Annotated in this window: 21 protein-coding genes; 13 read left to right on the top strand and 8 right to left on the bottom strand. The window is 63.5% G+C overall.

Annotated elements, in window-relative coordinates:
• On the bottom strand, positions 1–548 hold a 548-nt coding region (locus VII69_12700), incomplete at its 3' end, for a S41 family peptidase (GenBank protein HEY5095966.1).
• A gap of 98 nt (positions 549–646) precedes the next feature.
• On the opposite strand from VII69_12700, the gene VII69_12695 reads away from it, so the two are divergent.
• Entirely contained in the window at positions 647–997 is a 351-nt protein-coding gene (locus VII69_12695) for a hypothetical protein (protein ID HEY5095965.1), read from the top strand.
• A gap of 170 nt (positions 998–1,167) precedes the next feature.
• On the opposite strand, the gene mptA is transcribed toward VII69_12695, so the two are convergent.
• The gene (gene mptA / locus VII69_12690; GenBank protein HEY5095964.1) at positions 1,168–2,676 is read right to left on the bottom strand and encodes a GTP cyclohydrolase MptA; all 1,509 of its coding nucleotides are present in this window, start codon (positions 2,674–2,676) and stop codon (positions 1,168–1,170) included.
• Between the two features lie 399 nt (positions 2,677–3,075).
• On the opposite strand from mptA, the gene VII69_12685 reads away from it, so the two are divergent.
• Together VII69_12685 and pfp are read left to right on the top strand one after the other, a co-directional pair.
• Positions 3,076–5,580, top strand: coding sequence for an ATP-dependent Clp protease ATP-binding subunit (locus VII69_12685; GenBank protein HEY5095963.1), 2,505 nt, complete (start codon positions 3,076–3,078; stop codon positions 5,578–5,580).
• A gap of 25 nt (positions 5,581–5,605) precedes the next feature.
• Positions 5,606–6,847, top strand: a complete 1,242-nt coding sequence (gene pfp / locus VII69_12680; GenBank protein ID HEY5095962.1) for a diphosphate--fructose-6-phosphate 1-phosphotransferase — start codon at positions 5,606–5,608, stop codon at positions 6,845–6,847.
• A gap of 1 nt (position 6,848) precedes the next feature.
• On the opposite strand, the gene VII69_12675 is transcribed toward pfp, so the two are convergent.
• The 3 genes from VII69_12675 to ftcD are packed head-to-tail and all read right to left on the bottom strand — an operon-like array spanning position 6,849 to position 9,452.
• Positions 6,849–7,280 (bottom strand): ATP-binding protein, encoded by a 432-nt coding sequence (locus tag VII69_12675; protein HEY5095961.1) that lies wholly within the window; start codon positions 7,278–7,280, stop codon positions 6,849–6,851.
• A gap of 7 nt (positions 7,281–7,287) precedes the next feature.
• A complete protein-coding gene (gene hutI / locus VII69_12670) occupies positions 7,288–8,550 on the bottom strand; it encodes an imidazolonepropionase (GenBank protein ID HEY5095960.1) in 1,263 nt (420 codons plus the stop codon).
• Between the two features lie 23 nt (positions 8,551–8,573).
• Positions 8,574–9,452 (bottom strand): glutamate formimidoyltransferase, encoded by an 879-nt coding sequence (gene ftcD, locus VII69_12665; GenBank protein ID HEY5095959.1) that lies wholly within the window; start codon positions 9,450–9,452, stop codon positions 8,574–8,576.
• Between the two features lie 59 nt (positions 9,453–9,511).
• Here ftcD and VII69_12660 point away from each other — a divergent pair, with 59 nt between their 5' ends.
• From VII69_12660 to VII69_12645, 4 genes are read left to right on the top strand one after another with little or no spacing between them, the layout of a single operon-like run.
• On the top strand, positions 9,512–11,119 hold the full coding sequence (locus tag VII69_12660; GenBank protein ID HEY5095958.1) for a carboxyl transferase domain-containing protein: 1,608 nt from the start codon (positions 9,512–9,514) through the stop codon (positions 11,117–11,119).
• Positions 11,120–11,176: 57 nt separating this feature from the next.
• A complete protein-coding gene (locus VII69_12655; GenBank protein HEY5095957.1) occupies positions 11,177–11,953 on the top strand; it encodes an enoyl-CoA hydratase-related protein in 777 nt (258 codons plus the stop codon).
• Complete coding sequence (locus VII69_12650) at positions 11,944–13,938, top strand: acetyl-CoA carboxylase biotin carboxylase subunit (protein HEY5095956.1); 1,995 nt, start codon at positions 11,944–11,946, stop codon at positions 13,936–13,938. Before VII69_12655 ends, VII69_12650 begins: the two co-directional genes overlap by 10 nt.
• On the top strand, positions 13,935–14,837 hold the full coding sequence (locus VII69_12645) for a hydroxymethylglutaryl-CoA lyase (GenBank protein ID HEY5095955.1): 903 nt from the start codon (positions 13,935–13,937) through the stop codon (positions 14,835–14,837). The genes VII69_12650 and VII69_12645 overlap by 4 nt, the downstream gene beginning before the upstream one ends.
• A gap of 103 nt (positions 14,838–14,940) precedes the next feature.
• On the opposite strand, the gene hutU is transcribed toward VII69_12645, so the two are convergent.
• The 3 genes from hutU to radA form a co-directional block, all read right to left on the bottom strand.
• Positions 14,941–16,599, bottom strand: coding sequence for a urocanate hydratase (gene hutU / locus VII69_12640; protein HEY5095954.1), 1,659 nt, complete (start codon positions 16,597–16,599; stop codon positions 14,941–14,943).
• Positions 16,600–16,627: 28 nt separating this feature from the next.
• Positions 16,628–18,238 (bottom strand): histidine ammonia-lyase, encoded by a 1,611-nt coding sequence (gene hutH, locus VII69_12635; protein ID HEY5095953.1) that lies wholly within the window; start codon positions 18,236–18,238, stop codon positions 16,628–16,630.
• 105 nt (positions 18,239–18,343) lie between these two features.
• Entirely contained in the window at positions 18,344–19,702 is a 1,359-nt protein-coding gene (gene radA / locus VII69_12630; protein ID HEY5095952.1) for a DNA repair protein RadA, read from the bottom strand.
• Between the two features lie 84 nt (positions 19,703–19,786).
• On the opposite strand from radA, the gene cmk reads away from it, so the two are divergent.
• The 6 genes from cmk to VII69_12600 are packed head-to-tail and all read left to right on the top strand — an operon-like array spanning position 19,787 to position 26,885.
• The gene (gene cmk, locus VII69_12625) at positions 19,787–20,485 is read left to right on the top strand and encodes a (d)CMP kinase (GenBank protein HEY5095951.1); all 699 of its coding nucleotides are present in this window, start codon (positions 19,787–19,789) and stop codon (positions 20,483–20,485) included.
• Positions 20,482–21,093 carry a lysophospholipid acyltransferase family protein gene (locus VII69_12620; GenBank protein HEY5095950.1) on the top strand — a complete coding sequence of 204 codons (612 nt, stop codon included), beginning with the start codon at positions 20,482–20,484 and terminating at the stop codon, positions 21,091–21,093. The genes cmk and VII69_12620 overlap by 4 nt, the downstream gene beginning before the upstream one ends.
• Positions 21,080–21,937, top strand: coding sequence for a 4-hydroxy-3-methylbut-2-enyl diphosphate reductase (gene ispH, locus VII69_12615; protein HEY5095949.1), 858 nt, complete (start codon positions 21,080–21,082; stop codon positions 21,935–21,937). The genes VII69_12620 and ispH overlap by 14 nt, the downstream gene beginning before the upstream one ends.
• Positions 21,868–22,929 carry a polyprenyl synthetase family protein gene (locus VII69_12610; protein ID HEY5095948.1) on the top strand — a complete coding sequence of 354 codons (1,062 nt, stop codon included), beginning with the start codon at positions 21,868–21,870 and terminating at the stop codon, positions 22,927–22,929. Before ispH ends, VII69_12610 begins: the two co-directional genes overlap by 70 nt.
• 6 nt (positions 22,930–22,935) lie before the next feature.
• A complete protein-coding gene (locus tag VII69_12605) occupies positions 22,936–26,166 on the top strand; it encodes a phospholipid carrier-dependent glycosyltransferase (protein ID HEY5095947.1) in 3,231 nt (1,076 codons plus the stop codon).
• On the top strand, positions 26,157–26,885 hold the full coding sequence (locus VII69_12600; protein HEY5095946.1) for a glycosyltransferase family 2 protein: 729 nt from the start codon (positions 26,157–26,159) through the stop codon (positions 26,883–26,885). The genes VII69_12605 and VII69_12600 overlap by 10 nt, the downstream gene beginning before the upstream one ends.
• Positions 26,886–26,889 lie beyond the last annotated feature (4 nt).

Genomic DNA, 26,889 nt, shown 5'->3' with positions numbered 1-26,889 from the left:
GAATCGACGATGCCGCCTGGATTGCCGCGCAAATCGAGCACGACTCCCGCGCGTTCGCCCTCTTGCTGCAACGCCCACCCGATCGCTTCTGAAATGTTGTCGGGAAACGAACCGACCTTGATGTAGCCGATATCGTGCGAGAGATCGCGCCACGTCACCGTTTCGATTTGTCCGGAGTTTGCCGCCGACGAACGAAGTTCGAGCGGGGAGAAGACGGCGGTGTGGCTGTCGCCGAGACGCGCGAGCATGCCGCGCAGCAGAGCGTAGCGTGCGGCCGTCGACGGGGCGCTCTCGACAAGCGGCCGATACGCATCGATCACCGAACTCCATGCGACGCCGCGATAATTCGCGTCGAAGTAGCGGTATGTGATCGTTGACGACACGGTGTCGAAAACGCGTTCGCCGATAGGCTCTGCGGCGAGACGAGCGCGGATGAAGATGGCAGGTACGAATATCGCCGCAACGATCGCGAGTGCGAGCAACCGCTGGCGCAGCACGCGACGCCGATGGATTGGCCAATAGGGTACGGCCGAAAGCTCCCAGTTCACGCCACGTTTATCTCCGTATCCGGCGCTTCGATGCGCGAGCGGAAACACCCGTCCGCACGTCGCATCTCCAGGCAGATTGGTGACGAAAGGCCCGGGAAATGATCAACCATCGTCGCTGGGACCGAGTGGCCGTGAAACTGGCGGTGGTGATTTCCGATGCTGCCGGCGCGAACATCGCGGACGCGACGACGACCGATGTTTGCGAGGCCGGGCTCGGAATGGACAGCCCACTTGGGCTCGAGCCCGGTGTCACGTATGGCTTTTTCATCGCGTCGATCGCCCGCGAGCCCTATAAGGGCGTGGTGCGTTGGAGCACGCCGAAGGCGGCAGCCACGATGTTCGCATTGGGAATCGAATTGACCAGCGAGACGCGCGAACAAACCGATGCAATGCGAGCGGCGGTCACGCGCTGGCGGCAAGCCGTATCGAATGGACTGAATCCATCGTAGCGTTCGTAGTGTAGGAGGGTGAGCAACCCGTACTAGGGTGAGCATCGCTCACCCAATTGGGCAAGCGATGCTTGCCCTAGTACAGCCGAAGAAAAAACGGGGCAAGTGATGCTTGCCCTGGTACAGCCGAAGAAAAAACGGGGCAAGCGATGCTTGCCCTCCTATAAAGTCTACTTCGGGTAGAGCCATTCTTCGAGCGTGGTGTGGCGGACGCCGGATTCGCCGGATAGTTCGCGGCGCAGTTCGCCGAACGTCGAGCACGACTCCGCCATCGCATCATGCTTGTGAATGCTTTCGTAGTTCACTTGACGCGCGGACACGAAGCCGTCATCGCCGACGTCGGTGAATGCGTCGGCGGCGTAGCGCAGCATCTCGCGCACCACGTCCTCGACAAAACGTGGCGCGAAATGCGCCTTGTTGACGACGAATAGTTCGTCCGGCCGCTTGAGCAAATCGTACGTCTCCGACGACATCGATTGTTCGACGATCTCCACCAGCGACGCGATATCGGGCGTGCGGTCGGATCCGACGTAAAGCGTCCCACGTCCCCGCTGATTGTGCGTGGCGACGGGCATGATGCGAAGCACCTTGGCGATATCCTCGCCGTCCAAGCCGGCTTTCGAAAGGCGATCCGTAGCGTCGTCGGCCACCATCGCCTGTGCGCACGGACAAGCGGTGATCCCCTCAGCCTCAATGCCGAGCAGGCGGCGCCGGTGGCCCGGTGCGGCCACGGCGCGCGCCACGACGGTGTAGAATTCGTGCGTCGGGTGGCCGCTAGCCGGGGTCACTCGAGGCAACGCGACCTCTGCTCGCGCGAAAACCTCCGCTCGCTCGGCGCGCTGGCTCTGCACCACCCGGTCAGCAAGCGCCAGCGCCAGTTCGTCGACGCCATGCGCGTCTTCCACCGAAAGTTCGGTGAGCGCATCCTCGAGATCTTGTGAAAAACGCGACATATGGACGCCGCTGTGCAGTGCGTCGAGGTCGGCGAAGATGTCGAACACGGCGATCGTCGTTCGTTGGCGTCCATGGCCTTCACCGAGCGTGACGAGCGTGCGGACGCCCGTGACGCCGGCGCGGTTGAGCGCAAGCGCGACTGCAGGACGCGATTCCTGCACGTCCTTGCGCAAACGACCGAGCAAGCCGCCGCTGCGGCGCCTCACTCCCGAGGCGTCCACCGAAGATGCGAGGTCGGCCACCCGCTTGCCGGCGACGGGGTGAAGAAGGTCAGGCGCGATTTCGGCAAGAGGTACCAATACGAACGCACGCTCGGTCATGCCGGGGTGCGGAATCGAAAGCTCGTCGCTATTCAGAATGAGATCATCATACAAAAGAAGATCGAGATCGATGGCGCGCGGCCCGAGCCGGCCGTTTTGTCTTCGGCCGACGAATCGCTCGACGGCTTCGAGCGCGGCGCGCAGGTCGAGCGGTGAAAGTGTGGTCGTGCCCACACATGCGAGATTCAGGAACTCAGGCTGCTGCCCCACGCCGACGGGCACCGTATCGTACGTCGAGGAGACGTGAGTCAAATCGACATACGATCGCAAGCGGGCAAGCGCGGACGCGATGTTGCCTTGCCGGTCTCCTAGATTGGAGCCGACGGCGATCGCGACCTGATGAATGTTCGCAGTCATCTCTCTCGATGCGGAAACTTCGCGTTCCCGATATTGCATTCCGGCCATGACCTTGACAATCCATCGATGTCGGCTGTATGATTTTCTCGAGCCTCAAGCGGGGTCGCTCTTAAGCGCACCGATCGGTGAGCGGGCCACAAAAATGCCCGCATCCGAGTTGCGTAACCCGGGCGTAGCGATTGGACACTTTGTCTGATCGACCGAAAGCCGATACGATTCCCCGTTTTCATCGGGCACCGGTGCAGTACGGACCGGCAATCGCTTGAGGCCCACGATCAGGCACTTACAAACAGCCGGGAGGGCTATGCGCCCTCCCTTTTCATTGGCCTTGTCCCGAGAGGAAGCACTTTCGGACGAAAGTGTCGAACACTACGTATAAGGAGTAGGGGCCGCAGCATCCGCGAATCGGTCGCAGCCGCCGGACCCGCCCAAGGAGTCAATAACCGTATGTCCATGTGGGAACCATTCACCGAGCGTGCGAGGCGCAGCATCGTGCTTGCGCAAGAAGAAGCACAGCGTCTCGGCAACAACTACATCGGCACCGAGCACATACTGCTAGGCATCATCAGCGAGGGCGAAAGCCTCGCGGCCAAAGTATTGGAAACGCTCGGCGTCAACCTGGCAAAAGTGCGCGCCGAAGTCGAGGCCATCGTGGGCCGCGGCGGTCAGACCGTGCAGCAAGAGATGGTCTTCACGCCGCGCGCCAAACGCGTCATCGAGCTTGCTTTCGAAGAAGCCCGCCAGCTCAGCCATAACTACATCGGCACCGAGCATCTGTTGCTCGGCTTGATCCGCGAAGGCGAAGGCGTGGCCGCGCGCGTCCTCACCAACCTCGGTGTGGACCCGGCCAAAGTGCGCGTGCAGACCACGTCGCTGCTCGGCGCGGAACAGCAGACGCAAGCCGGTCAGGCCAAAGGGAAGAGCAAGACGCCGACGCTGGACGCGTACGGCCGCGACCTCACCCAGCTCGCGCGCGAAGGCAAATTGGATCCCGTCATCGGGCGCGCGACCGAAATCGAACGCGTCATCCAAATCCTGTCGCGGCGCACGAAGAACAATCCTGCGCTCATCGGCGAACCGGGCGTCGGCAAGACCGCCATCGCCGAAGGTTTAGCCCAACGCGTCATCACGGGCGACATCCCCGACCTGCTGCGCGACAAGCGCGTGATCACGCTCGATCTCGCCGGGCTCGTGGCCGGCACGAAATATCGCGGCGAATTCGAAGAGCGCATGAAGCGCGTCATGGATGAGATCCGCGGTGCGGCGGGCGAGATCATTCTGTTCATCGACGAACTGCACACGCTTGTGGGTGCCGGCGCCGCCGAAGGCGCCATCGACGCAAGCAACATCATCAAACCGGCGCTCGCGCGCGGCGAGCTGCAATGCATCGGCGCCACCACGCTCAACGAATTCCGCAAACATATCGAGAAGGACTCGGCGCTCGAACGCCGCTTCCAATCGGTCATCGTCGGAGAGCCGTCGGTGGACGAGACCATCGAAATTCTCAAAGGCCTGCGCGACCGCTACGAGGCGCATCATCGCGTCAAGATCAGCGACGAAGCGCTCGAGGCAGCCGCGCGTCTGTCGGACCGCTACATCACCGACCGCTTCTTGCCCGACAAAGCGGTAGATCTCATGGATGAAGCGGCGTCGCGCGTACGCCTGCAGGCCACGGCCATGCCGCCCGAGATCCGCGAAGTCGATGCCGAGATCCGCAAGGTAAAGGCGGAAAAAGAAGCCGTCATCAAAGCGCAAGAATTCGAAAAGGCCGCTCAGGTTCGCGACCGCGAAGAGAAGCTTCGCGAGAAGAAGCGGCTCATGGAAGCCGAGTGGGCCGAGAAGCGCACCGGCAAGGGCGAAGCCGTCAACACCGTTGGGCCCGACGAGATCGCGCACATCGTCTCCACGTGGACGCGCATCCCGGTCAGCAAGCTGCGCGAAGAAGAGACCAAGAAGCTCCTTCACATGGAAGATGCGCTGCACAAGCGCATCATCGGCCAGGACGAAGCGGTCAAAGTGGTCACGCGCGCGATTCGCCGCGCTCGTGCGGGATTGAAGAGTCCAAAGCGCCCGATCGGTTCGTTCATCTTCCTCGGCCCCACCGGCGTCGGCAAGACCGAGCTCGCGCGGACGCTCGCCGAGTTCATGTTCGACGATTCGGAATCCATGATCCGCATCGACATGTCGGAATACATGGAGAAGTACGCCGTCTCGCGTCTGGTCGGCGCGCCGCCCGGATACGTAGGATACGAAGAAGGCGGCCAGCTCACCGAAGCGGTGCGGCGCCGTCCGTACTCGGTCGTGCTGCTCGACGAGATCGAAAAAGCGCATCCCGACGTGTTCAATCTGCTGCTGCAGGTTCTCGAGGACGGGCGCTTGACCGACTCTCAAGGCCGGGCGGTCGACTTCAAGAACACCGTCATCATCATGACGAGCAATGTCGGTTCCGCGGGCATGCAGAAAACCGCCGACATCGGATTCCGTTCGGTCAAAGACGAGGGCTCGTCCACCGTCCGCTACGAGCGCATGAAGAACAAGATCCTCGAAGAGGTCAAGCATCTCTTCCGGCCCGAGTTCCTCAACCGCATCGATGAAGTGGTGGTCTTCCACTCGCTCGATCTGCCGCAGATCAAAGAGATCGTCGGTCTCGAACTTGCTAAGGTCGTCAAGGAGCTGGAAAATCAGCACATGACGCTCGAAGCCACCGATGCCGCGCGCGAACTGCTCGCGAAAGAGGGCTGGGACCCCGCTATGGGCGCGCGTCCGCTGCGGCGCGCCATCCAACGCTTCGTCGAGGATCCGCTATCCGAGGAGCTGCTTCGCGGCACGTTCAAGGTCGGCGATCACATCCTGTTCGATGCCGAGGACGGCAAGACGGTGTTCCGCAAGTCCGGCGAGCCGCTCAAGCCGCCGGCGCTTGAACCGTCGCAGCCCGAGACCACCGGGGCATAACCGAAAGTCCGCGAAGGTCTGACCCATGCCCACACTTGGAATCTTGGTAGGCGGCGGCCCCGCGCCCGGCATCAACGGCGTCATCGGCTCGGCGGCGATCGAAGCCATCAATGAAGGCTGCAGCGTCGTCGGAATCTACGACGGCTACCGCTGGCTGGCGCGCGGCGACGCGACCCACGCAATATCGCTGCGCATCGAGGACGTGAGCCGCATCCACTGGACGGGCGGCTCGATACTCCGAACAGCTCGCACGAATCCAGCGCAGGACGCGACGACGCTTTCGAATTGCGTGGCCGCGCTTCGCGCGTTGAACATCACGCATCTGCTGTGCATCGGCGGCGACGACACGACGTTTGGAGCGGCGAAGATCGCTGAAGCGACGGGCGGCAGCGTGCACGTCGCGACGGTGCCGAAAACGATCGACAACGATCTGCCGTTGCCGGACAACATGCCCACGTTCGGCTTTGAAACCGCGCGCGCGGTGGGCGCCGGCATCGTCGAGACGCTGATGGAGGACGCGCGGACCACGCTCCGCTGGTATCTCGTGATCAGCATGGGCCGCAAATCGGGTGCGCTCGCGCTCGGCATCACAAAGGCCGCGGGCGCTACCGTCGCGATCATACCGGAACAGTTCAAGGATGCGCCCCTGTCGATAGGGCTCGTCGCCGATGTCATCGTCGGCAGCATGATCAAGCGCGCGGTTTCCGGCGCCGAGCACGGGGTCGCCGTGATCGCCGAAGGCATCGCCGAGGGGCTCAATGAGCGCGATTTCGCCGGAATGCACGATGCGCCGCGCGACCAGTACGGCCACATCCGGCTTTCCGAAATCGACGTCGGCGCCGTGTTGAAGCAGGCGGTCGCGGCTCGTCTCAAAGAGCTGCGTCTGGAGATCGATATCGTCACGAAGGACGTGGGCTACGAATTGCGCTGCGCGAAGCCGCTGCCTTTCGACGTGGAATATACTCGAACCTTAGGTTATGGCGCCGTTCGCTATCTGCTCGGCGGCGGTTCGGGCGCGATGGTCGCGTTGCGCGGTGGGCATGTGGCGCCCGTGCCGCTTCAGGATATGATAGACCCCGACACCGGCCGCATTCGCGTTCGCTTGGTCGACACGACGACAGAAGCGTACGAAGTGAGCCGCAAATATACCATTCGGTTAGAGCCATCGGATCTCGAGCAGCCGCGACTGGGCCCGCTCGCATCGAGAGTCGGTCTGACGCCGGCCGAATTCCGCAACCGTTTCGCTGCGTCGACCCTCGTACTGTAGTCTAGACCGCTTCGTTGAGATGCCGGTGCGGCGAGCGCTTGACCAAACGTACGGTTGTGCCGTCGCCGTCGGTCGAGTAGCTGACCTCGTCCATCAAACAACGCATCAAGAAAATGCCGAGGCCGCGCACGCCCCGCTCTTCCGGATCCATTCCGGCGCCTTTGCCCGCTAGGTCGAATCCGCCGCCGTAGTCGGTGACCTCGATCGCGAGCGCATTTCCGTCATCGACGCCGCGCACGGTGAACCGGCCGCCCGCCACATGCGCGTGCTCGGCGGCATTGTTGCACGCCTCGCCTGCGGCAAGGACGACATCGGACGTATCCCACGGGTCGAGTCCGGCGCGCACCGCGAATTCGCGGACGGCATGCCGCGCATCGGCAACCGCGGACGGCGCGCTCACAAAGTTGGCTTCGAACTGAATCAGGCCGGACATCACGGATTTAGAATACCCTCGTGGCTGCGCCGCCAATCGCAAATCGAGTGGATTCGCGGCCGATCGTAACCAACGTCGAGAGATTGACCCCGTAATAGTAACCTAGCTCACGATAATCTGACGTAGCTAGTGCGACCAGATCGGCCCGTTTCCCCAGCTCGATGCTGCCTGCCTCGCGTGCTATCCCAAGCGAATGTGCGGCGTTGAGGGTTATCGCAGCCAGCGTCTCCGGCGCCGTCATCCGCAACCGACGTCGAGCGAGATAGGCCGCCGTCTGCAGGGAAAAACACGTGCTCGTACCCGGATTGAAATCGGTGGCGACGGCGACCGGCACGCCCGCAGCGATCAGCGCGCGCGCCGGCGCATAGCGCGATAAGCCGAGGTATTCGGTGGTAGACGGACACAGCACCGCCGTGCACCCGGCGCGCGCGAGTCGCGAAATATCATCCGCGTCGGCGAAATTCAGGTGGTCGGCCGACGCGCATCCCAGCTCGGCGGCAAGCAAGCTGCCGCCGGAATGGCCCAGTTCGTCAGCATGCAGACGGAGTCGCATGCCGCGCGCTTCGCAAGCAAGCAAGAAGCGCCGGCTTTGCGCGACGCTGAAGTACCCGGCTTCGCAGAACGCATCGGCGAAGCGCGCGATGTCCAGCTCCGCGATCGCCGGCAGGATCGTCGCGCATAGCTCGTCGACGAATGCATCGTAGTCGTCGAATTCGGGCGGCAGTGCGTGGGCGCCGCAAAAGGTTGCGACGACGTGCGGCAGACCGGCCTGCGCGTCGAGCTCCCTCATCGCACGCAGCATGGCGCCCTCGCCGCGGGCGGTCAACGCATAGCCGGTCTTCACCTCCGCGGTGGTCGTACCGTGCTCGGCCATCAAGGCCAAACGACGCGCGCCGACAGCGACGAGCTGTTCGTCGCTGCAGCGCCGCGTCTGTTCCATCGTAAAGCGGATGCCGAGTTGTGGTTTTTCGCCGGCGGAGATCGCCTCGAAATCCGCTACTCGATCGCCTGCGAACAACGAGTGCGTGTGCGCGTCGATAAGTCCCGGCACGACCAAGCCGCCGCGGGCGTCGTATTCGATGAATTCGAGGCTGTCTTCACGTTTCGCTTCGGCCATCGCGGCTTGGCAATCTGCGTGCGCGCCGACAGCCGCGATGCGGCCCTGTCGTGCGACGACAGTTCCCTTTTCGATGATGCCGAGATCGTCGGCGGTCACCGCGCAGCCGGGGCGCGCGGAGAGCGGGGCGAGCGTCGCGAGGGTCGCGTTCACGATCGCAAAATCGCAGGCTGGGCTTACCACGTGATCTGGAGGGGATCGAGTGTCTCGACGTTGAGATAGTATGCCGCGGAATCGGCGATCGCCTCGAGCGGAGCGAGACCGACAAGTTCGCAGCCGGCAACGCCGACACCGTGGCCCGCCGCCGCCCGTCGCACGATTTCGGTGACTCGGTAAAGCGGGATGGCGCGATAATCGAGCACGTTCATCGAAACCTGCACCAAGTCGTCGGCGATGACGAATCCCTTGGCTTGGACGCCGAAGAAGCCACCGCTCATCTGGCGCACGCCGATCGCGATGCGCTCGGCAAGTTTCAAGTCGTTCGTCCGCAAATCGACGTTGTACGCGATGAGAAAATCCCGCGCACCGATTGCGACGGCGCCGGCCGTGGGATGCAGCTGCGGTTCGCCGACGTCGGGATGGCGGTCAGGCAATTTCACCGCCTCGAGCAGTCCTTCGAATTGACCCTTGCGAACATCGGCGAGCTTGCGGCGGTCGGGGCGCGTTGCGGCGGCCGCGTAGAAAAATGACGGCAGGCGAAATTTTTCCCACACGGCTTGCGCACAACGGCGTGCAAGAAGCACCGCGTCGTCCATAGTGGCCTCGCCCACCGGAATGAACGGAATGACATCGACGGCGCCCATCCGCGGATGTTCGCCCGAATGTATGCGCAGGTCGATGAGTTCGACTGCGGTGCCCGCGAGCCGCACGGCTGCAACCAGTACGCCGTCGGCGGTGCCGACCATCGTGATCACCGAGCGGTTGTGTGCTTCGTCCGAGCTGACATCGACGACCGTGACGCCATCACCGGCCGCGGCGCTGGCGCGCACGGCCTCGATGACGTCAAGGCGCCGGCCTTCCGAAATATTCGGCACGCACTCGAAGATCTTCGCCATGTCGACGACCGCTTTGGCCCCCTGCAGGCGGCTCCCCTGGCGCGCGACAATTGTACGGCATGGCAATCATCGACAGCCGCGCCGACGAAACTTCGCCGGAATTCGACGCCAATCGCGCCCATTTCATGGCACTGCTGTCGGAACTGCGCGCCCGTACGGCGCAAGTCGCGGCAGGCGGCGGCGCAGACGCCATGGCCAAGCACACTGCGCGCGGCAAACTGCCGGTTCGCGAGCGGATCGCGCGACTGCTGGATTCGCAAACGCCATTCCTCGAATTGTCCGCGCTCGCTGCTTGGGAGATGTACGGCGGCGATGCGCCTTGTGCGGGCGTGGTCACAGGCGTCGGCGTCGTGGAAGGCCGCGAGTGCGTGATCATCGCAAACGACGCGACGGTCAAAGGCGGCACCTACTATCCGATGACCGTCAAGAAACACTTGCGCGCGCAGGAGATCGCCGAGCAGAATCATCTGCCGTGCATCTATCTCGTGGACTCCGGCGGCGCGTTCTTGCCGCTGCAGGATCAGGTGTTCCCGGATCGCGATCATTTCGGCCGCATATTCTACAATCAAGCGCGCATGTCTGGCAAGGGTATTCCGCAGATCGCAGCCGTCCTCGGTTCGTGCACCGCGGGCGGCGCATACGTTCCGGCGATGTCCGACGAGACCGTCATCGTCAAGGGCCAAGGCACGATCTTTTTGGCAGGACCGCCGCTCGTCAAGGCTGCGACGGGCGAGATCGTGAGCGCGGAGGATCTCGGCGGCGCCGACGTGCACACGAAGATCTCCGGCGTCAGCGATCATTATGCGATTTCCGACGAGCATGCGCTCGCGATCGTGCGCGAAGCGGTCGCCAATCTGAACTCGCGCAAGCGGTCGGCATGGCCCGTGCGCGAGCCGCGGCCGCCGAAGTACGACCCGGCCGGGATCTACGGGGTCGTGCCTCGCGACCGCCGCAAGTCCTACGACGTCCGCGAGATCATCGCGCGAATCGTGGACGAATCCGATTTCCACGAATTCAAGGCGCTATATGGGCAGACGTTGGTCTGCGGTTTTGCACATATCGAAGGACAGCCCGCGGGGATTCTCGCCAATCAAGGCGTCTTGTTCTCGGAGAGCGCGCTTAAAGCCACGCACTTCATCGAGTTGTGTTGCCAACGCGGCGTGCCGCTCGTCTTCCTGCAGAATATAACGGGCTTCATGGTCGGCAAGAAATACGAGGAAGGCGGCATCGCAAAAGACGGCGCGAAGATGGTGATGGCGGTGGCGAATGCCGAGGTTCCGAAGTTCACAGTCGTCATCGGAGGATCGTTCGGCGCGGGCAACTATGGCATGTGCGGCCGGGCGTACTCGCCGCGTCAGCTTTGGATGTGGCCGAATGCGCGCATCTCGGTGATGGGCGGCGAACAGGCCGCCAGCGTGCTGCTGACTGTGAAGATGGAACAGTTGGAAAAGCAATCGCGGACGATGACGGCGGCCGAACAGACCGAATTCATGCGCCCCACACTTGAAAAGTATGAAGCAGAAGGCAATCCTTACTACAGCACCGCGCGTCTGTGGGATGACGGCATCATCGATCCGGCGGACACCCGCGCCGTACTCGCGCTCGGCATCGCGGCGTCCGCGAACGCTCCACTGCCGCCGACGAAATTCGGCGTGTTCCGCCTGTGAGTCTTTGAGAAAATGTAGTAGGGCAAGCATCGCTTGCCCATCAACGAAAGGACCCCGATGCCCGCAACCATCGTGATCGAGCGTGCCGAAAACGTCGTCCGCGTGCGCATGAACCGGCCGGAGGTGCGCAACGCACTCGACGGCGCCATGATCGTGGAACTGACCGACGCGTTCATCGCGCTCGCCGGAGACGACTCCAGCCGCGCTGTCGTGCTCGAAGGCGCGGGCACGATGTTCTCCGGCGGAGCAGACGTGAACTATATGCGCGCGAGTCTAGAACTGGATCAAGATGAGAACTATCGCGACGCGTTGCGGCTGTCGGATATGTTCAAAGCCATCAACGATTGCCCGATCCCGGTCGTTGCCCGCGTGCAAGGCGCAGCTTTGGGCGGAGGCTCGGGGCTCGTCGCCGTTTGCGACATCGCGATAGCCGACGACAACGCGGTCTTCGGATTCACCGAGGCCAAACTCGGCATCGTGCCCGCCGTCATTTCGCCGTTCGTGCTCGCAAAGATCGGGCCAGGCCACGCGCGCGCGCTGTTCACCACCGCCGAACGCTTTGGCGCCGAGCGCGCGCGGGTCATCGGCCTCGTGCACGAGATCGTTCCGGCCGCCAGCCTCGACGCAGCGGTGCAAGGCGCCGTTGACGAGATCCGGGCGTGCGGGCCTCAAGCGGCGCGCGTCGCCAAGAAAATCGCCCGCACCGTGCCGAACCTCGCGCCGGAGGAAGCGAGAGAATGGACCGCGCGGACGATCAGCGAGCGCCGGACGAGTGCCGAAGGCCAAGAAGGCCTGCGGGCGTTTCTCGACAAGCGGGCGCCCTCGTGGCGTTAGAGATTCCATTCGGGAAGCTACTCATCGCAAATCGCGGGGAGATCGCCGTGCGCATCGCGCGGACGTGTCGCGCAATGGGTGTGCGCACGGTCGCCGTTTATTCCGACGCCGACGCCCGCGCGCTGCACGTCCGCGAATGCGATGAGGCGGTCCGCATCGGGCCGGCACCCGCGCGCGACTCGTACTTGAATGCAGATGCCATTCTCAACGCTGCCGCCGCCACGCGTGCGCTCGCGGTGCATCCGGGCTACGGTTTTCTTTCGGAAAATGCTGGGTTCGCCGACGCGTGCGCAACTGCTGGTCTCGCGTTCATCGGACCGCCGGCAAGCTCGATGCGGGCGATGGGCGACAAGATCGCCGCAAAACGCGCAGCCGACGCCGCCGGTGTGGCGACGGTGCCCGGGTATCTCGGCGCCGACCAATCCTACGAAGGCCTTCTTGCGGCGGCCGAGCTCATCGGCATGCCGTTGCTGGTCAAGGCCGCGGCCGGCGGCGGCGGTAAAGGCATGCGGGTCGTACGCGAATCGTCAGAACTGAGGGCCGCCATTGAAGGCGCGCAACGGGAAGCTCTCGCTGCGTTCGGCAACGGCACGGTGTTCCTCGAGAAATATCTCACCGCGCCGCGCCATATCGAGATCCAAGTGCTCGCCGATGCGCATGGCGCGTGCATCCATCTCGGAGAGCGCGAGTGCTCGATCCAGCGCCGTCACCAAAAAATTCTTGAGGAAACCCCATCGGTCGCGGTCGGTGAGGCGCTTCGCTCCGAGATGGGCGCAGCCGCCGTGCGCGCGGCGTCGGCGGTCGGTTACATCAATGCGGGCACCGTTGAGTTCATGCTCGACGCGGACGGTTCATACTATTTTCTCGAGATGAATACGCGCCTGCAAGTCGAGCACGCGATCACGGAAGCGGTGGTCGGCGTCGATCTCGTGCGCGAGCAGCTATGGATTGCGGCGGGCCGGCCACTTTCATTGTCGCAGGCGGACGTCGTGCCGCGAGGTCATGCGATAGAAGCGCGCATCTATGCAGAAGACGCCGCATCCGGATTCTTGCCGTCCACCGGACGGCTCACCGCATTCGCAACCCCCGATGGCCCGGGCATCCGCAATGACGCGGGCGTGATCGCGGGCGACGTCATCTCATCGGACTACGATCCCATGTTGGCAAAATTGATCGTCACCGATCGGACGCGTGACGCGTGCATCCAGCGGCTCACCGCAGCGTTGGATGCGTACCGAGTCGGCGGCGTCGCCACAAATCTGCCGTTCTTGCGCTGGCTCGCGCGCAACGAAGCATTCGCCCGCGGGGAGACCACAACCGGCTTCATCGACAAGTACTTCACGCCTTCGGTGCTTTCGCGCGACGGCGACAACGAACTGGCGGTCATGTGTGCCGCCGCGGCTCTGCTGGCGGAAGGCAACGGTCCGCAACGCGGCGATCCGTGGCAGCGGCTGGGAGAATGGCGGCTCGCTTCTTCCGAGCGCTATGTGGCATTTGTCCGGCCGGTCGAGGCTACGGTGAAGATTCACTGGGATCCGTTTTCAGCGACATGGCAATGCGCCGCGGGCGGCCGCACGGTCGTGGTTTCGGAGCGCGGCCGCGGAGAATTCGTCGCGTTCGCGGATGGAATCGCGTCGCCGTTCGTCGCGTGGCGTACACGCGGGTCCATCGCGCTTGCGTTCGACCGGTTCCACGCCGATTGCGCGCTCGTTCCGCCGCCGACGGTCGCCGAAGCCGCCAAGGGCCACCGGCATGCCGCGCACGGCATAGCCGGCTCGGTCGCCGCGCCGATGAACGGCAAAATCGTCAAGGTCGACGTCGCAAAGGGAGCCGCCGTCGAAGCGCATCAAGTCCTCGTCGTGATGGAAGCGATGAAGATGGAGCACAGCATCGCCGCGCCGCACGCGGGCAACGTCGTCGAAGTCACCGTGGCGCAAGGCGACGCCGTGGCTGCCGGCGACGTGCTGGTGCGGATCGAACAATGAGCGGTGTGCCGGCTCAGGTCAAGGTCGTCGAGGTCGGGCCCCGCGACGGCCTGCAAAACGAGAAGTCGATCGTGCCGACTTCGATCAAGATCGCGTTCATCGAAGCATTGGCGGATGCCGGGCTTGCAGTCGTGGAAGCGACGTCGTTCGTCAGCCCGAAATCCATTCCGCAGCTCGCCGATGCCGACGAAGTCATGCGCGACCTTCGCCGGAAAGAAGGCGTGCGCTACCCGGTTCTCGTTCCGAACGAACGCGGAATGGACCGAGCGTTGGCAGCCGGGGCGCGCGACATCGCGGTGTTCACCGCTGCTTCGGAATCGTTCACGCGACACAACATCAATGCGACCATCGCTGAATCGATCGCGCGTTTCACGCCGGTCGTCGCGCGCGCGAAGAAGGAAGGCATTGCAGTCCGTGGATACGTCTCCACGTGCTTCGGCTGCCCGTACGAAGGCGCCGTTGCGCCCAGCGCCGTGCTATCGGTGGCGCATCGACTGCTCGATCTCGGCATCGACGAGCTTTCCATCGGCGATACCATCGGCGTGGCGACGCCGAATCAAGTGACGGATCTGTGCGAGCGGTTGAACGCAAGGTTCGGAGTTGAACGGCTCGCCATGCATTTCCACGACACGCGCGGCACCGCGCTTGCGAACGTGCTCGCCGCGCTGCAGTGCGGCATCGCGATCATCGATAGCGCCGCCGGCGGGTTCGGCGGCTGTCCGTACGCGCCGGGCGCCGCGGGCAACTTAGCCACGGAAGACCTTCTCTACATGCTGCACGGCATGGGAATCGAGACGGGTGTTTCGTTGGACGGAGTCGCGGCCGCGACATCTGTCATCGCGGAGCGCCTCGATCACGCCCCTACAAGCAAAGCCTGGCAAGCACTCCACTCGAAATAGGGATCTGCGGGGCCGACCCCATTGTAGGAGGGCAAGCATCGCTTGCCCATTTTGTTCTTAGCGGCCGACCATTAAAGTCGGCCCCACAGAGCGACACATGAACCTAAAACCGCCAGTCAATCCCGTTCCGGTCGGCCGCAGCGATGGCTTCGGGGTAGCCGGCATCGGCGTGGCGCACGATGCCCATGCCCGGATCCGTGGTGAGCACGCGCCGCAAGCGTTCGTGCGAGTCGTCGGAGCCGTCGGCCACCACGACCATGCCGGCGTGAATGGAATAGCCGATGCCCACGCCGCCGCCATGATGAAGGCTGACCCAGTGCGCGCCGCCCACAGCGTTGATCAGCGCGTTGAGGATCGGCCAATCGGCGATCGCGTCGGAACCATCGAGCATGCTCTCGGTCTCGCGATTCGGCGATGCCACAGAGCCCGCATCGAGGTGATCGCGCCCGATGACGATCGGCGCCTTTACTTCGCCTGAGCGGACCATGGCGTTGATCTTCAAGCCGAATTTCTCGCGCTCGCCATAGCCGAGCCAGCAAATGCGGGCGGGCAGCCCCTGAAATTTCACTAGCTCACGCGCCATCGCTATCCAGCGATGCAGGTGCGCATTGTCGGGGAACGTTTCGAGCAACGCGTCGTCGAGCACCGCGATGTCCGCCGGATCTCCCGATAGTGCGGCCCAACGGAACGGGCCCTTTCCCTGGCAGAAGAGCGGTCGGATGAATGCCGGCGTGAACCCGGGAAACGAAAACGCGTCTTCGACGCCTGCGAGCTTTGCCTGCGCGCGGATATTGTTGCCGTAGTCGAACACGACCGCGCCGGCGGTTTGAAAGTCGATCATCGCGCGGACCTGCACGCCCATCGATTCGATCGCGCGCCGCTGGTACTGCGCCGGATCCTCGTCGCGCAATTCCTCGGCGCCTTCAAGCGTGAACCCGGCGGGCACATACCCGGTGAGCGCATCGTGCGCCGACGTCTGATCGGTGACGACGTCGATCGGGGCTCGCCGCCGCAGCATTTCGGGAAAGACGTCGGCAGCGTTGCCCAGCAGCGCTATGGAAAGGGTGCGGCGTTCACTCGCTGCGGCCGTCGCCAACGCGAGCGCTTCGTCGATCGACGACGCGGCGACGTCGCAATAACGGCCGTCGATGCGCCGCGCGATGTGCGAAGGGTCGACCTCGACACAGATCGCCACGCCGTCGTTCATCGTCACCGCGAGTGGTTGGGCGCCGCCCATTCCACCCAAACCTGCCGTGAGGACGATGCGGCCCTTCAACGACCCGTCGAAATGTTTGGCGGCGAGCGCGGCAAACGTCTCGTACGTTCCCTGCAAGATCCCTTGCGTGCCGATATAGATCCACGATCCGGCCGTCATCTGGCCGTACATCGTCAGCCCTTGCGCTTCGAGTTTGCGAAAGTTCTCCCAATCGGCCCACTTCGGCACGAGCATGGAGTTGGAGATCAGCACGCGCGGCGCGCCTTCATGCGAGCGCCACACCGCGACGGGTTTGCCCGACTGCACGAGCAGGGTCTCGTCGTTCTTGAGCCGCTTCAGCGTGCGCACGATCGCGTCGAATGCTTCCCACGAGCGCGCAGCTTTGCCGCTGCCGCCGTAGACGACGAGATCCTGCGGCCGTTCGGCCACCTCGGGATCGAGATTGTTCATCAACATACGCATCGCGGCTTCCTGACCCCAACCAAGGCAGGAGAGCTCAGCGCCGCGCGGAGCGCGGACGACGCGGGAAGATGAGGTTATGGTCATCGACGTCCTTTCGTGCCGGTCAGGATGTTTACAACGCGCCCAGCTCGGATTCAACCGCGCTGACGAGCGCGCCGCTTGTCAAGAGTTCGCGCGCTGCGGCGATGTCGATGCTCAAGATCCGATCATCGTCGAGATGCTCCACCATCGACCGCACGGCGCGATGCGCGATCGAGGTGCCGCGTCCGTAGGTCAGCGGAGCGCGAAAGTCCAGCGCCTGCGCGCTCAAGAGCAGTTCGATCGCGATGACGTTTTCGAGATTGCCGATGACGCGCTCGCATTGGCGAGCGGAGATCGTGCCCATGCTGACGTGGTCCTCTTGCCCGGCGGACGTGGGGATGGAATCCACCGAAGCGGGCGCGCACAGCGTCTTGTTCTCGCTGACGAGCGCCGCCGCCGTGTATTGCGCGAGCATATAGCCGCTGCGCAGACCGCTGTGCTCGGTCAGGAACGGCGGAAGGCCCTCGGCGCCGTCCACCAACTTGTAGATCCTGCGCTCGGCGATCGATCCGAGCTCGGCAAGCGCGATCGCGAGATAGTCCATAGCCAGCGCCACCGGTTCGCCGTGAAAATTACCGCCGCTCATGAATAATCCGTCTTCGGGGAAGATCACGGGGTTGTCGGTGACGGAATTCATCTCGATCTCGACGGTGTTCGTGACAAACGCGACGCCGTCGCGCACCGCGCCGTGGACGACGGGAATGCAGCGGAACGAATATGCGTCCTGTACTCGGTCGCAGTCCGCATGCGAGGCCATGACGCCGGAATCGCGCAGCAGCCTGCGCATGTTCGCGGCGACATGCGCTTGGCCGGCATGGGGCCGAAGCGCGTTCATCCGCTCGTCGAACGGCGCGTCGGTGCCGAGGAACGCCTCCAAACTCATGGCGCCGGCAATATCGGCGGCTTTGCACGCGTTTGCAGCGCGAACAAGAGCCAGCGCGCCGATGCCGGTCATCACTTGCGTGCCGTTAATAAGCGATAAGCCTTCCTTAAAGGAAAGCGCGAGAGGTGCGAGTCCCGCGGCAGCGAGCGCTTGCGCTGCGGGAAGCCGGTTGCCGTCGTGCCAAGCCTCGCCTTCGCCGGCAAGAACGAGCGCCATGTGGGCTAGCGGTGCGAGATCGCCGGACGCGCCGACCGACCCCTGCGACGGAATCACCGGCGTGACGTACCGGTTGAGCATCTCTATCAAGAGCTCGACGATTTCGATGCGGACGCCTGAGTTGCCGCGGGCGAGCGAATGCGCGCGCAAGAGCAGGGAAGCGCGCGTCGCGTCGATGGGAAGCGGTTCACCGACGCCGCTGGCATGGCTGCGGACGAGGTTGCGCTGAAGCTCTACCGCGTCTTCGGGGGGGATCGTCACATTTTTCATGCGGCCAAAGCCAGTGGTCACGCCGTATATGCGTTCGCCTGACGCCACCGTTTTTTCAACGAGATCGCGAGCCGCTTTCATGCGAGGGCGGCAATGTGGCGCGAGAACGACTTTCGCGCCGTCGCACGAGATGGCAGCGACCTTTGCAAGCGAAAGATTCGTGCCGTCGATAGCGACGGTCTGATCAGGCGTCATGCCTGGACGATTCGCGCCGTGACTGGCGCCACCCGCCAGACCGACGAGATTGTCGGTGGGCGAGCAGTAATTGGGCAAGCATCGCTTGCCCAATTGGGTGAGCGAGCAGTACTAGGGCAAGCATCGCTTGCCCAATTGGGTGAGCGTTGCTCACCCTAGTACGCGATGCTTGCCCTAGTACAGTCAATCGAGTGCAAGTGCGATCGCTTCGGCAAGCGTGCGCGCGGTGTTGCATTCAAGATCGCCCACGGCCACGCGCTCTCGCGAACCGCCGGGCATGACTGCGACACGAAATCCTAACTTTGCGCTTTCGGCAAGCCGACGCTCCGCGCCGGTCACCGCGCGCAGTTCGCCGGCGAGTCCGATCTCGCCGAAACACACGAGGTCGTCGGGGACGGGCCGGTTGCGCAATCCCGAAGCGATGGCGAGCGCGACGCCGAGGTCGGCCGCGGGTTCCACGACCTTGATCCCGCCCACGACACTCATGTAGACGTCATGCGAACCCAACTGCATGCCGAGCCGGCGTTCGAGGACAGCGACGATCATGCACGCGCGATTGTAGTCCAGCCCGCTGACGAGACGCCGCGGCGTTCCGTAGCCCGCGGACGAAACGAGCGCCTGCACCTCGACGAGCAACGGCCGCGCGCCCTGCAGCGTCGCGACGACCGTTGAGCCCGGAGCGGCCGACGGCCGTTCGCCAAGAAAAACGGATGACGGGTTGCGGACTTCGCGCAAGCCGCCGTCCGCCATCGAAAACACGCACACGCCGTCGGTCGCGCCGAAACGGTTCTTCGTGGCGCGCAAAAGCCGGTGCGTACCGAGACGCTCTCCCTCGAATGACAGCACCGTGTCGACGACGTGTTCGAGCAGTTTTGGCCCGGCGATCGCGCCGTCTTTGGTGACGTGCCCGACGAGGATCACGGCGCAGCCGCTTTCCTTTGCGAAGCGCGTCAACGATTGCGCGCATTCTCGGACTTGCGCGACAGAACCCGGTGCGCCCTCGACGCTCGACAGATTGACCGCCTGAATGGAATCGACGACGAGCAGCGTTGGGCGCACGCTTTGCGCGCACGCGATGACTGCATCGACGTCGGGGTCCGCTATGAGCATGATCTCAGGTGAAGCCCCAACGCGCGCGGCCCGCATCTTGGTCTGACCCGCCGATTCTTCGGCGCAACAATAAAGCACGCGGTGATCGCCGGCGAGCGCGTGCAGCAATGCGAGCGCAAGCGTGGATTTGCCAACGCCGGGTGATCCCGCGAGCAGCAACACGGCACCGGGAACGATACCGCCGCCCAACAGCTCGTCGAGATCGCCGATTCCGGTTGGGATTCGGTGTGCCGCCGCGCCGTCGACGTCGGAGAGTTTGACAGCGTCCGATAGCGGTCCGGATCCGCGGCGGTCGACACGGTTCGACGTCTTCGGTGCGCGCGGCGCTTCTTCAAAAGAATTCCAAGCATCGCATGTAGGACAGCGGCCCAGCCATTTGGGTGATTCGAATCCGCAACCGCTGCAATAGAAGTGTGTCTGCCGCTTTGCCATGACTCGAGCGTTTCTTCGGCAGGACCGCGCTCGCCCGCCACGGGAACACCGCATGTATCGCACTAGACGCCGGCACGGACCGTCGTGAAAGGATTTTCTGTGGGTTCCGGTCCCCTGCACATCGCGATCGATGGACCAGTCGCGTCAGGCAAGAGCACGGTGGCGCGCCTGCTGGCGTCACGACTACATTGTTTCTTTCTCGATACCGGTGCGCTCTACCGGGCTGTCGCGCTCATCGCGCTACGCCGCGCCATCGCTCCCGACGACGAAGCGGCTGTGGGCTCACTTGCCGATGCGCTCGACTTGCAGACCGCGCCGGACGCCGCCGAGCCTCTCGGATACTCGGTGATCGCCGACGGCGTCCGGCTCGGACCGGAGCTCTTCTCACCGGAGGTCTCCCGCGCCGTCTCGCATGTCGCGGCCATGCCGCGCGTGCGCGCCCGCCTCATCGGCGCACAGCGCGATTTCGCACAGGGGCGCAACGTTATCATGGCCGGTCGCGACATCGGCTCGGCCGTACTGCCACATGCGCGTTTCAAATTTTATCTCACGGCCAGCGTCGATGCCCGCGTCGACCGGCGTCTCGCCGAACTGCGCGCCGCTGGGAATTCGACGACGCGCGAGCAACTGCGCGCGGATATCGAACGCCGCGATGCACGCGACACGACGCGCGCGGCATCCCCGCTTTTGAAGGCAGCCGATGCGATCGAGATCGACACGTCCGCCATGAGCATCGACGACGTCGTCGAAAAGTTGGCACAGATCGTCGGGGCCGCGCCGTGAGCTTATATCCATTTTGTAAGGCCGTGCTCCGGCCACTGACCACGCTGCTCTACGCCGCCCGCGTAACCGGCGTCGAGAACGTGCCGCTCGCCGGGCCCCTCATCGTTGCCGCCAATCATCGCTCGTATTTGGATCCACCGCTTCTCGGCGCGTGGTTCCCGCGCACCATCCACTATATGGCGAAAAAAGAGCTCTTCACTATTCCCGTGCTCGGCTGGATTCTGCGGAACGTGCACTCCTTTCCGGTCAATCGCGAGATCGCCGACCCGAGCGCCATCAAGCACGCGTTGAAGACGCTCAGAGCAGGCGAATGCGTCGGCATCTTTCCGGAGGGCACGCGCAACATCGACGGAGCGGCGACGGCGCGGCGCGGCGCGGTCCTCATCGCGGCCACGGCTAAATGTCCTGTCGTGCCGGTCGCACTCGTCAACACGGAATTCGCCTTTCGTCGCTTTCGCACCGATCCAGTCGAAGTCAACATCGGCAAGCCGATGATGTTCCAGGGGTCGGAACGAAAAGCGACGAAGGCTGAACTCGATCAATGGACGCTCGATCTCGCAATGGCTATCGAAAGACTCATGCCCGGTCAAGAACATGGAAATACTTAAAGCGCGCACTCAAGGTTTTTGCTTCGGCGTCGAGCTGACGTATAAGAAGGCGCTTTCGGAAACGACCGAGCGCGACGACGTCCACACCATGGGCAACATCGTCCACAACCCGCTCATCGTGCGCGAACTCGATGAAAAGGGCCTCAAGAACGTCGACAGTCTCGACGAGATCTCAGAGGGCACGTTGTTCGTCCGCGCGCACGGTCTGCCGCCGCAAGTCATCGCCGCGGCAGAGCAAAAAGGTCTCCGCGTCGCCGACGCCACTTGCCCTATGGTCACCCGCACGCAGCGACTTGCCGCCCGGCTCGCCGAAGAAGGCCGCAGCGTCGTGATCTTAGGCGATCCGAACCATCCTGAAGTCAAAGGCATTGCCGGTCACGCCGAAGGCTGCCTCGTCATGAACGAGTGGCCCCAAGATGAAACCGAGATCCGTCGCATGCGCCGCATCGCCATCGTCTCGCAAAGCACGCTGAACGGCGACAAGTTCAAAGAACTCGTCGGGAAGATCGCGGCCATCAACTATGAGGTCCGCGTCTACAACACGATCTGTTCCGATACGCAAGGCCGTCAAGACGCTTCGCGCGATCTCGCCCGCGACGTCGACACCATGGTGGTCATCGGCGGCACGAAATCGGCGAACACGCGCCACCTCGCGGAGATCGCCGAGGCCGAGGGCGCCCGCGCGTACCTCGTGGAAAACGCCGGCGATCTGCAGCGCGACTGGTTCCGCGGCGATGAACGGATCGGCATCGCGACCGGCGCGTCCACGCCCGGATTTCTCGCGGACGACGTCGTCGCTCGCTTGCGCGACTGGTTCCCGGAAGCTCGCACCGTCGAGGTCTGAGGGTCATTTCGGAAGCCGCCGGTACGCTCGGTCCGTTCGAGCAGTATCTTCGCGATGTCATCGAAGATGCCGCGCATCGCGAGCCGCTCCGGTCTCAACTGCGTCATCACTTCGGACTTGCCGAACCGGAACGCGCGCGAACCGGCAAACGTCTGCGGCCAAGACTCGTTCTTGCCGCAGCACGCGCATTCGGCGCGAGCGACGCCGTCGCGTTGCCCGCATGCGCCGCTGTGGAACTCTTGCACAATTACTCGCTCATCCACGACGACATCGAAGACGGCGACAAATTGCGGCACGGGCGGGCGACCGTCTGGTCCGAATTTGGTCTAGCGCACGGCGTCAATTGCGGAGACGTCGTGGGAGCGCTCGCATATCGTTCGCTCGAACCGGTCGCGGAGCTGCTCGGCACGGATATCGCTTATGCGATGACGGCGTCGCTCGCGCGAGCACACATAGCGATGTGCCGCGGTCAGGCGCTCGACTTGGCGGGGGAAGGTGACGCGACAGCGACGACCTCTTGGTACATTGAGATGATCGAGGGCAAGACCGCGGCGCTGTTCGCCTGCTCGGCGCGGCTCGGCGCTCTGTGCGCGCGTGCATCCAACGAAGACGTGGCGCGATGTGCGGAAGTCGGACGGCGCTTCGGCTTGTATTTTCAGATCCGCGACGACATCGAGGGCATCTGGGGCGAAACCGATCGCACCGGCAAAACGGCGTGCGCCGATTTGGGCAGGCGCAAGAAGAGTTTTCCGGTCGTGTGGGCGCTGGAGCACGCCCCGGCCGGCGCGGGCGCCGCGATCCGCAAAGCCTACAGCAGGCCGGGAACAGGACTTGACGACCGCGTCGTCAGCGCGCTGCGCGCCGAACTCGAGGCGGCGGGCGCGCGCGAGGCAGGCGTTCGCGCGGCTGCCGAAAATGCCGATGCGGCGCGAGAGGGCGCGCGCGACATTCACGCGCTTGCTGAATTCGTAGAGGCGTGGAGCGGACGGTAACGAAGCGTGAGCGTCGTGTCGGAAATCAAGCAGCCCAGCGAGCGGCGCGTGCCGTTCTCGTCGCGCGAAGTCATGTGGCTGCTGATCATCCTCGGAGCCGGTCTAGTGATCCGGCTCATTTTGTTGCCGTCACAAGGGCACGTGACGGACATCGGAAGCTTCGAATCGTGGACGCTCAGCCTCAATAAGTTCGGCGTCAAAGCATTCTACGCGAGGGCCGGTTTCGTCGATTACCCGCCGGGCTATATGCTCGTGCTGTGGTGCGTCGGCCAGATCTTCGCGCGGTTCTTTGCCTCAAACGACTACTTCCACTTGCTCTTCCTTTGCAAGCTGCCGGCCATAGTGTCCGACATCGGCATCGGCGTCCTCATCTACTTGATCGCGCGGCGGACCTGGCCTGGCGCGGGCGCTCTCTGGGCAGTCGCAGTCTTCGTCCTCAATCCCATTTCGTGGTTCGTGTCTGCGTATTGGGGCCAGGCGGACTCGGTTGCGGCGGTCTTCCTCGTCCTCGCCATCTACCTCGCATTGGAAGACCGGTTCGAATTCGCGTGGGCGGCCCTTGCGTTTGCCGTGCTCATCAAGCCGCAGCCGTTGGTCGTCGCACCGCTCCTCATCGCGTGGCAGCTCCGGCGCCAGTTCTCATGGCGCGTGCTGCTTGCCCCGGTGATCGGCGCAGCCGTCGCGTGGATCGGCTCCATACCGTTTGCGCCCAACTTCGATCCGGTGGGCGTACTGACATGGCTCTACCAGCGCTATCAAACGGGCGTCAGCGTCTATCAGGTCAACTCGGCCAATGCATTTAATCTGTATTCGATCGTCCGCGACATGTGGCAGCCCGACACCGAAGTGGTCCGCGTCTGCCTGCCGCCCTCTCTTGGCGGCGGTTGCATCCCCGGTTTAGGCTTCCCGCAATACGACTGGGGCATCGCGATCTTCGTCTTTCTCTTGGCCGCGCTCACCTGGCGGCAATGGCGAACGACCGGTCCGGACATGGACGTGAGCGAGCGGCAGTACCGGTTTGTCTCCGCGTGCTTCATCGCGTTGCTTGGCTACTTCATGCTCACCACTCGCGTGCACGAGCGGTATATGTTCTCGGCTCTCGCCGTCTTGCCGTTGCTGTGGAACCGAGGCGCGCTGCCAAAGGCGGCCCTCGTTCTGCTCTCGGTCTCGTTCATGTTCAATCTCACGTACGCGCTGCAATATCTATACCATCCGAGCGCCGACCTCAATCCGTTCGAAGTGCACGGGCTTTCGCTGATCAACGTGCTGGTGCTGTTCGCCGTCGCGGGGTCGTATCTCGTCGATGAGATGGATGCGTCGCTTGCGGAGTCGTTCGTCCGGATCAGACAGGCCTTTTCCGTGGGAGGCGGCGCATACCGTTCGGTCTTTGAGGGCCTCGTCGGCTGGACGCGTGCCGACTACATCATCGTGGGCGGTTGGATGGCCGTGGCGGCGCTGCTCCTCTTCACCGGCATTCGATATCCCACCGACCGGTATTTCGACGAGATCTACTATGCCCGCGCTGCGCAAGAGTATTTGCAGGGCAAAGATCTTTACGAATGGACGCATCCGCCGTTCATCAAGCTTCTTTATGCCGCGGGGGCGTGGCTCTTCAACCTGGTCTTCAAAGCCGGCGATCCGTTCGGTGCGCGCATGACGAGCGCGGTGTGCGGCGTGTTGACCATTCCGCTGCTCTACGGTTTCGCCAAGCGGCTGTTCTCGTCCACGCCGGCGGCCACCGCGGCGGTGCTGCTGCTCGTGACGAGTGACTACTGGTACGTGCAAGCGCGCATCGCGCAGCCCGAGATATTCATGGGATTTCTCGCGCTGCTCACCATGTACTGCGCATACAGACTCATCATCGCATCCCAGATCGTCGCCCGCCCGGGGCCGGTCAGCTATCCGTCGACGAACGGAATTGTTGCGAGCATCGCGGCGTTCCTCAGCGTACTCGCCTACTTGAAGATCCAGGCTATCGTGACCGGCACTCCCGCCACTGAAAGTGCGTCCATCGTTCCGTATCTGCTCGCAGTCGCGGCGTTCGGCGGCGTCGCCGTGTGGCTCTTCGCGCGCACTGCCGCTTTTGAAAAGGCGCGCAGCGCAGTGGTGTTCGGCGACGGCGTCGTCCTGGACGGCGACGGCATCATGCTGCCTTCGGGAGAGCGACGTCCCTTTAAGAACGCGGTCACGACCGACGGCGACACGCGCGTGGTGTGGACGAACGAAGGGGCGGAGATCACGACGCCCGACGGAAAGCTGCGACGTAAACGAGACGGCACGATCGAGGGCAACTGGCGCGGCACGCACGTTCGCGACTCGCAACCGTGGACGTTCTGGTTCGTGCTGACCGCGCTTTCGGTCGCTGCGATGATCGCAAGCAAGTGGTACGGTTTGTTCGACCTCGCCGGGCTCTGGTTCGTCGGGGGACTCATCACCGCACAGCAATTCCTGCCCAGCGCATGGGATAAGGCGACGAGCGCAGGCGCGCGCTTTATCTGGGGCAATCCGTTTGCCGCGCGGTTGCCGCTCTACATCTCTTCGATCGTCTTCGCGACCCTTGTCATCTACGTGCTCTGCTACGTGCCCAACTTCCAGCACGCCGTGCACACTGCGATGGACCCGAGCCAAGGCGGCCATAAGGGATTCGCCGCGCTGATCTGGCTGCAGAGCATCATGTGGCATTACCATCACGATCTCGTCGCGACGCATCCGTACGCATCGGCTTGGTGGAGCTGGCCGTTCGAAATCCGCCCGGTCTCTTATTTCTGGAAAGAGTTTCCAGGCGCTCCGGACCCAAATCACCTAGTCTCCGAGATCATCGCGCTGCCGAATCCGTACGTGTGGCTTGCCGGCGTGATCACTGTGCCGGCCGCAGGCGTGCTGGCTTGGCGCGAGCGGCATAAGGGCATGCTGTTCGTCGTCATCATGTACTTCTGGCAGTGGGTGCCGTGGGCTGCATCGACGCGCATCGACTTTGAATACAACTTCTATTCGAACACCGCGCTCATCTGTCTGTGCTCGACGTACGTCATGTTGCGGCTGTGGGAAGTGGGCCTCGCGCGCAGCAAGACGTATCGCAACTGGATCGCGGTCGGCGTCGACGCCTATCTGGCCCTTTGCGTGGGGGGATTCGTCTACTTCTTGCCGATTCTCAACGGCGCGCCGATCCCGTGGTGGGGCTGGGACCACCGCATGTGGTTCCACTACGGAGCGCCGAACTGGTTTGGATGGATATGACCGCCGCGGAGATCCGCGTTCCGTCGCTCACCGTGTTCTTTCCGGCGTACAATGAAGAAGACATCATCGAAAAGACGGTTTCGGACGCCCTTTCCGCCTGCGCGCCGCTCGCCGCCGACCTGGAAGTCGTCGTCGTCGACGACGGCAGCGCCGATGAGACGGCGGCGATCGTCGAGCGCTTGGCTGCGGCCGATCCGCGCGTGCGGCTCGTCAAACACGAGCGCAACCGCGGTTACGGCGCTTCGCTGCGCACGGGTTTTGCGAGCGCGCGCAAGGAACTGATTTTTTTCTCGGATGCGGACGGACAGTTCGACCTGCACGAGCTGCCGGGCTCGCTTGCGATGCTCTCGCAGGCACCCGTCGTCGTCGGCTTTCGGATCAAGCGCAACGACCCGCCGCACCGGCTATTCATCGCGAAAACCTACAAACTCATCGTGCGCATGGTGTTCGGGTTGCGCGTGCGCGACATCGATTGCGCGTTCAAGCTCTTCCGGCGCGAGGTCTTCGACGGCCTCGCGCTCGAATCGAACGGAGCGTTCATAAGCTCCGAGCTGCTGATCAAGTTGAGCCGGCGTGGCGTCGCGATCATGGAGCGCGGCGTCCATCACTATCCGCGGACGACCGGCTATTCCAAGGGCGCAGGAATGGCGGTCATCCTCAAGACCATAAGAGATATCCTCCGGCTGCGCTTTGGCATGCCGCTCACGTCAGACAGGTAAACGT

Source organism: Candidatus Eremiobacteraceae bacterium (assembly GCA_036511855.1).
In the GTDB taxonomy this organism is placed as follows: Bacteria; Vulcanimicrobiota; Vulcanimicrobiia; order Eremiobacterales; family Eremiobacteraceae; genus JABCYQ01.
The sequence above is the reverse complement of the archived record's forward strand: the minus strand, read 5'-3'. Positions and strand labels throughout refer to the sequence as shown.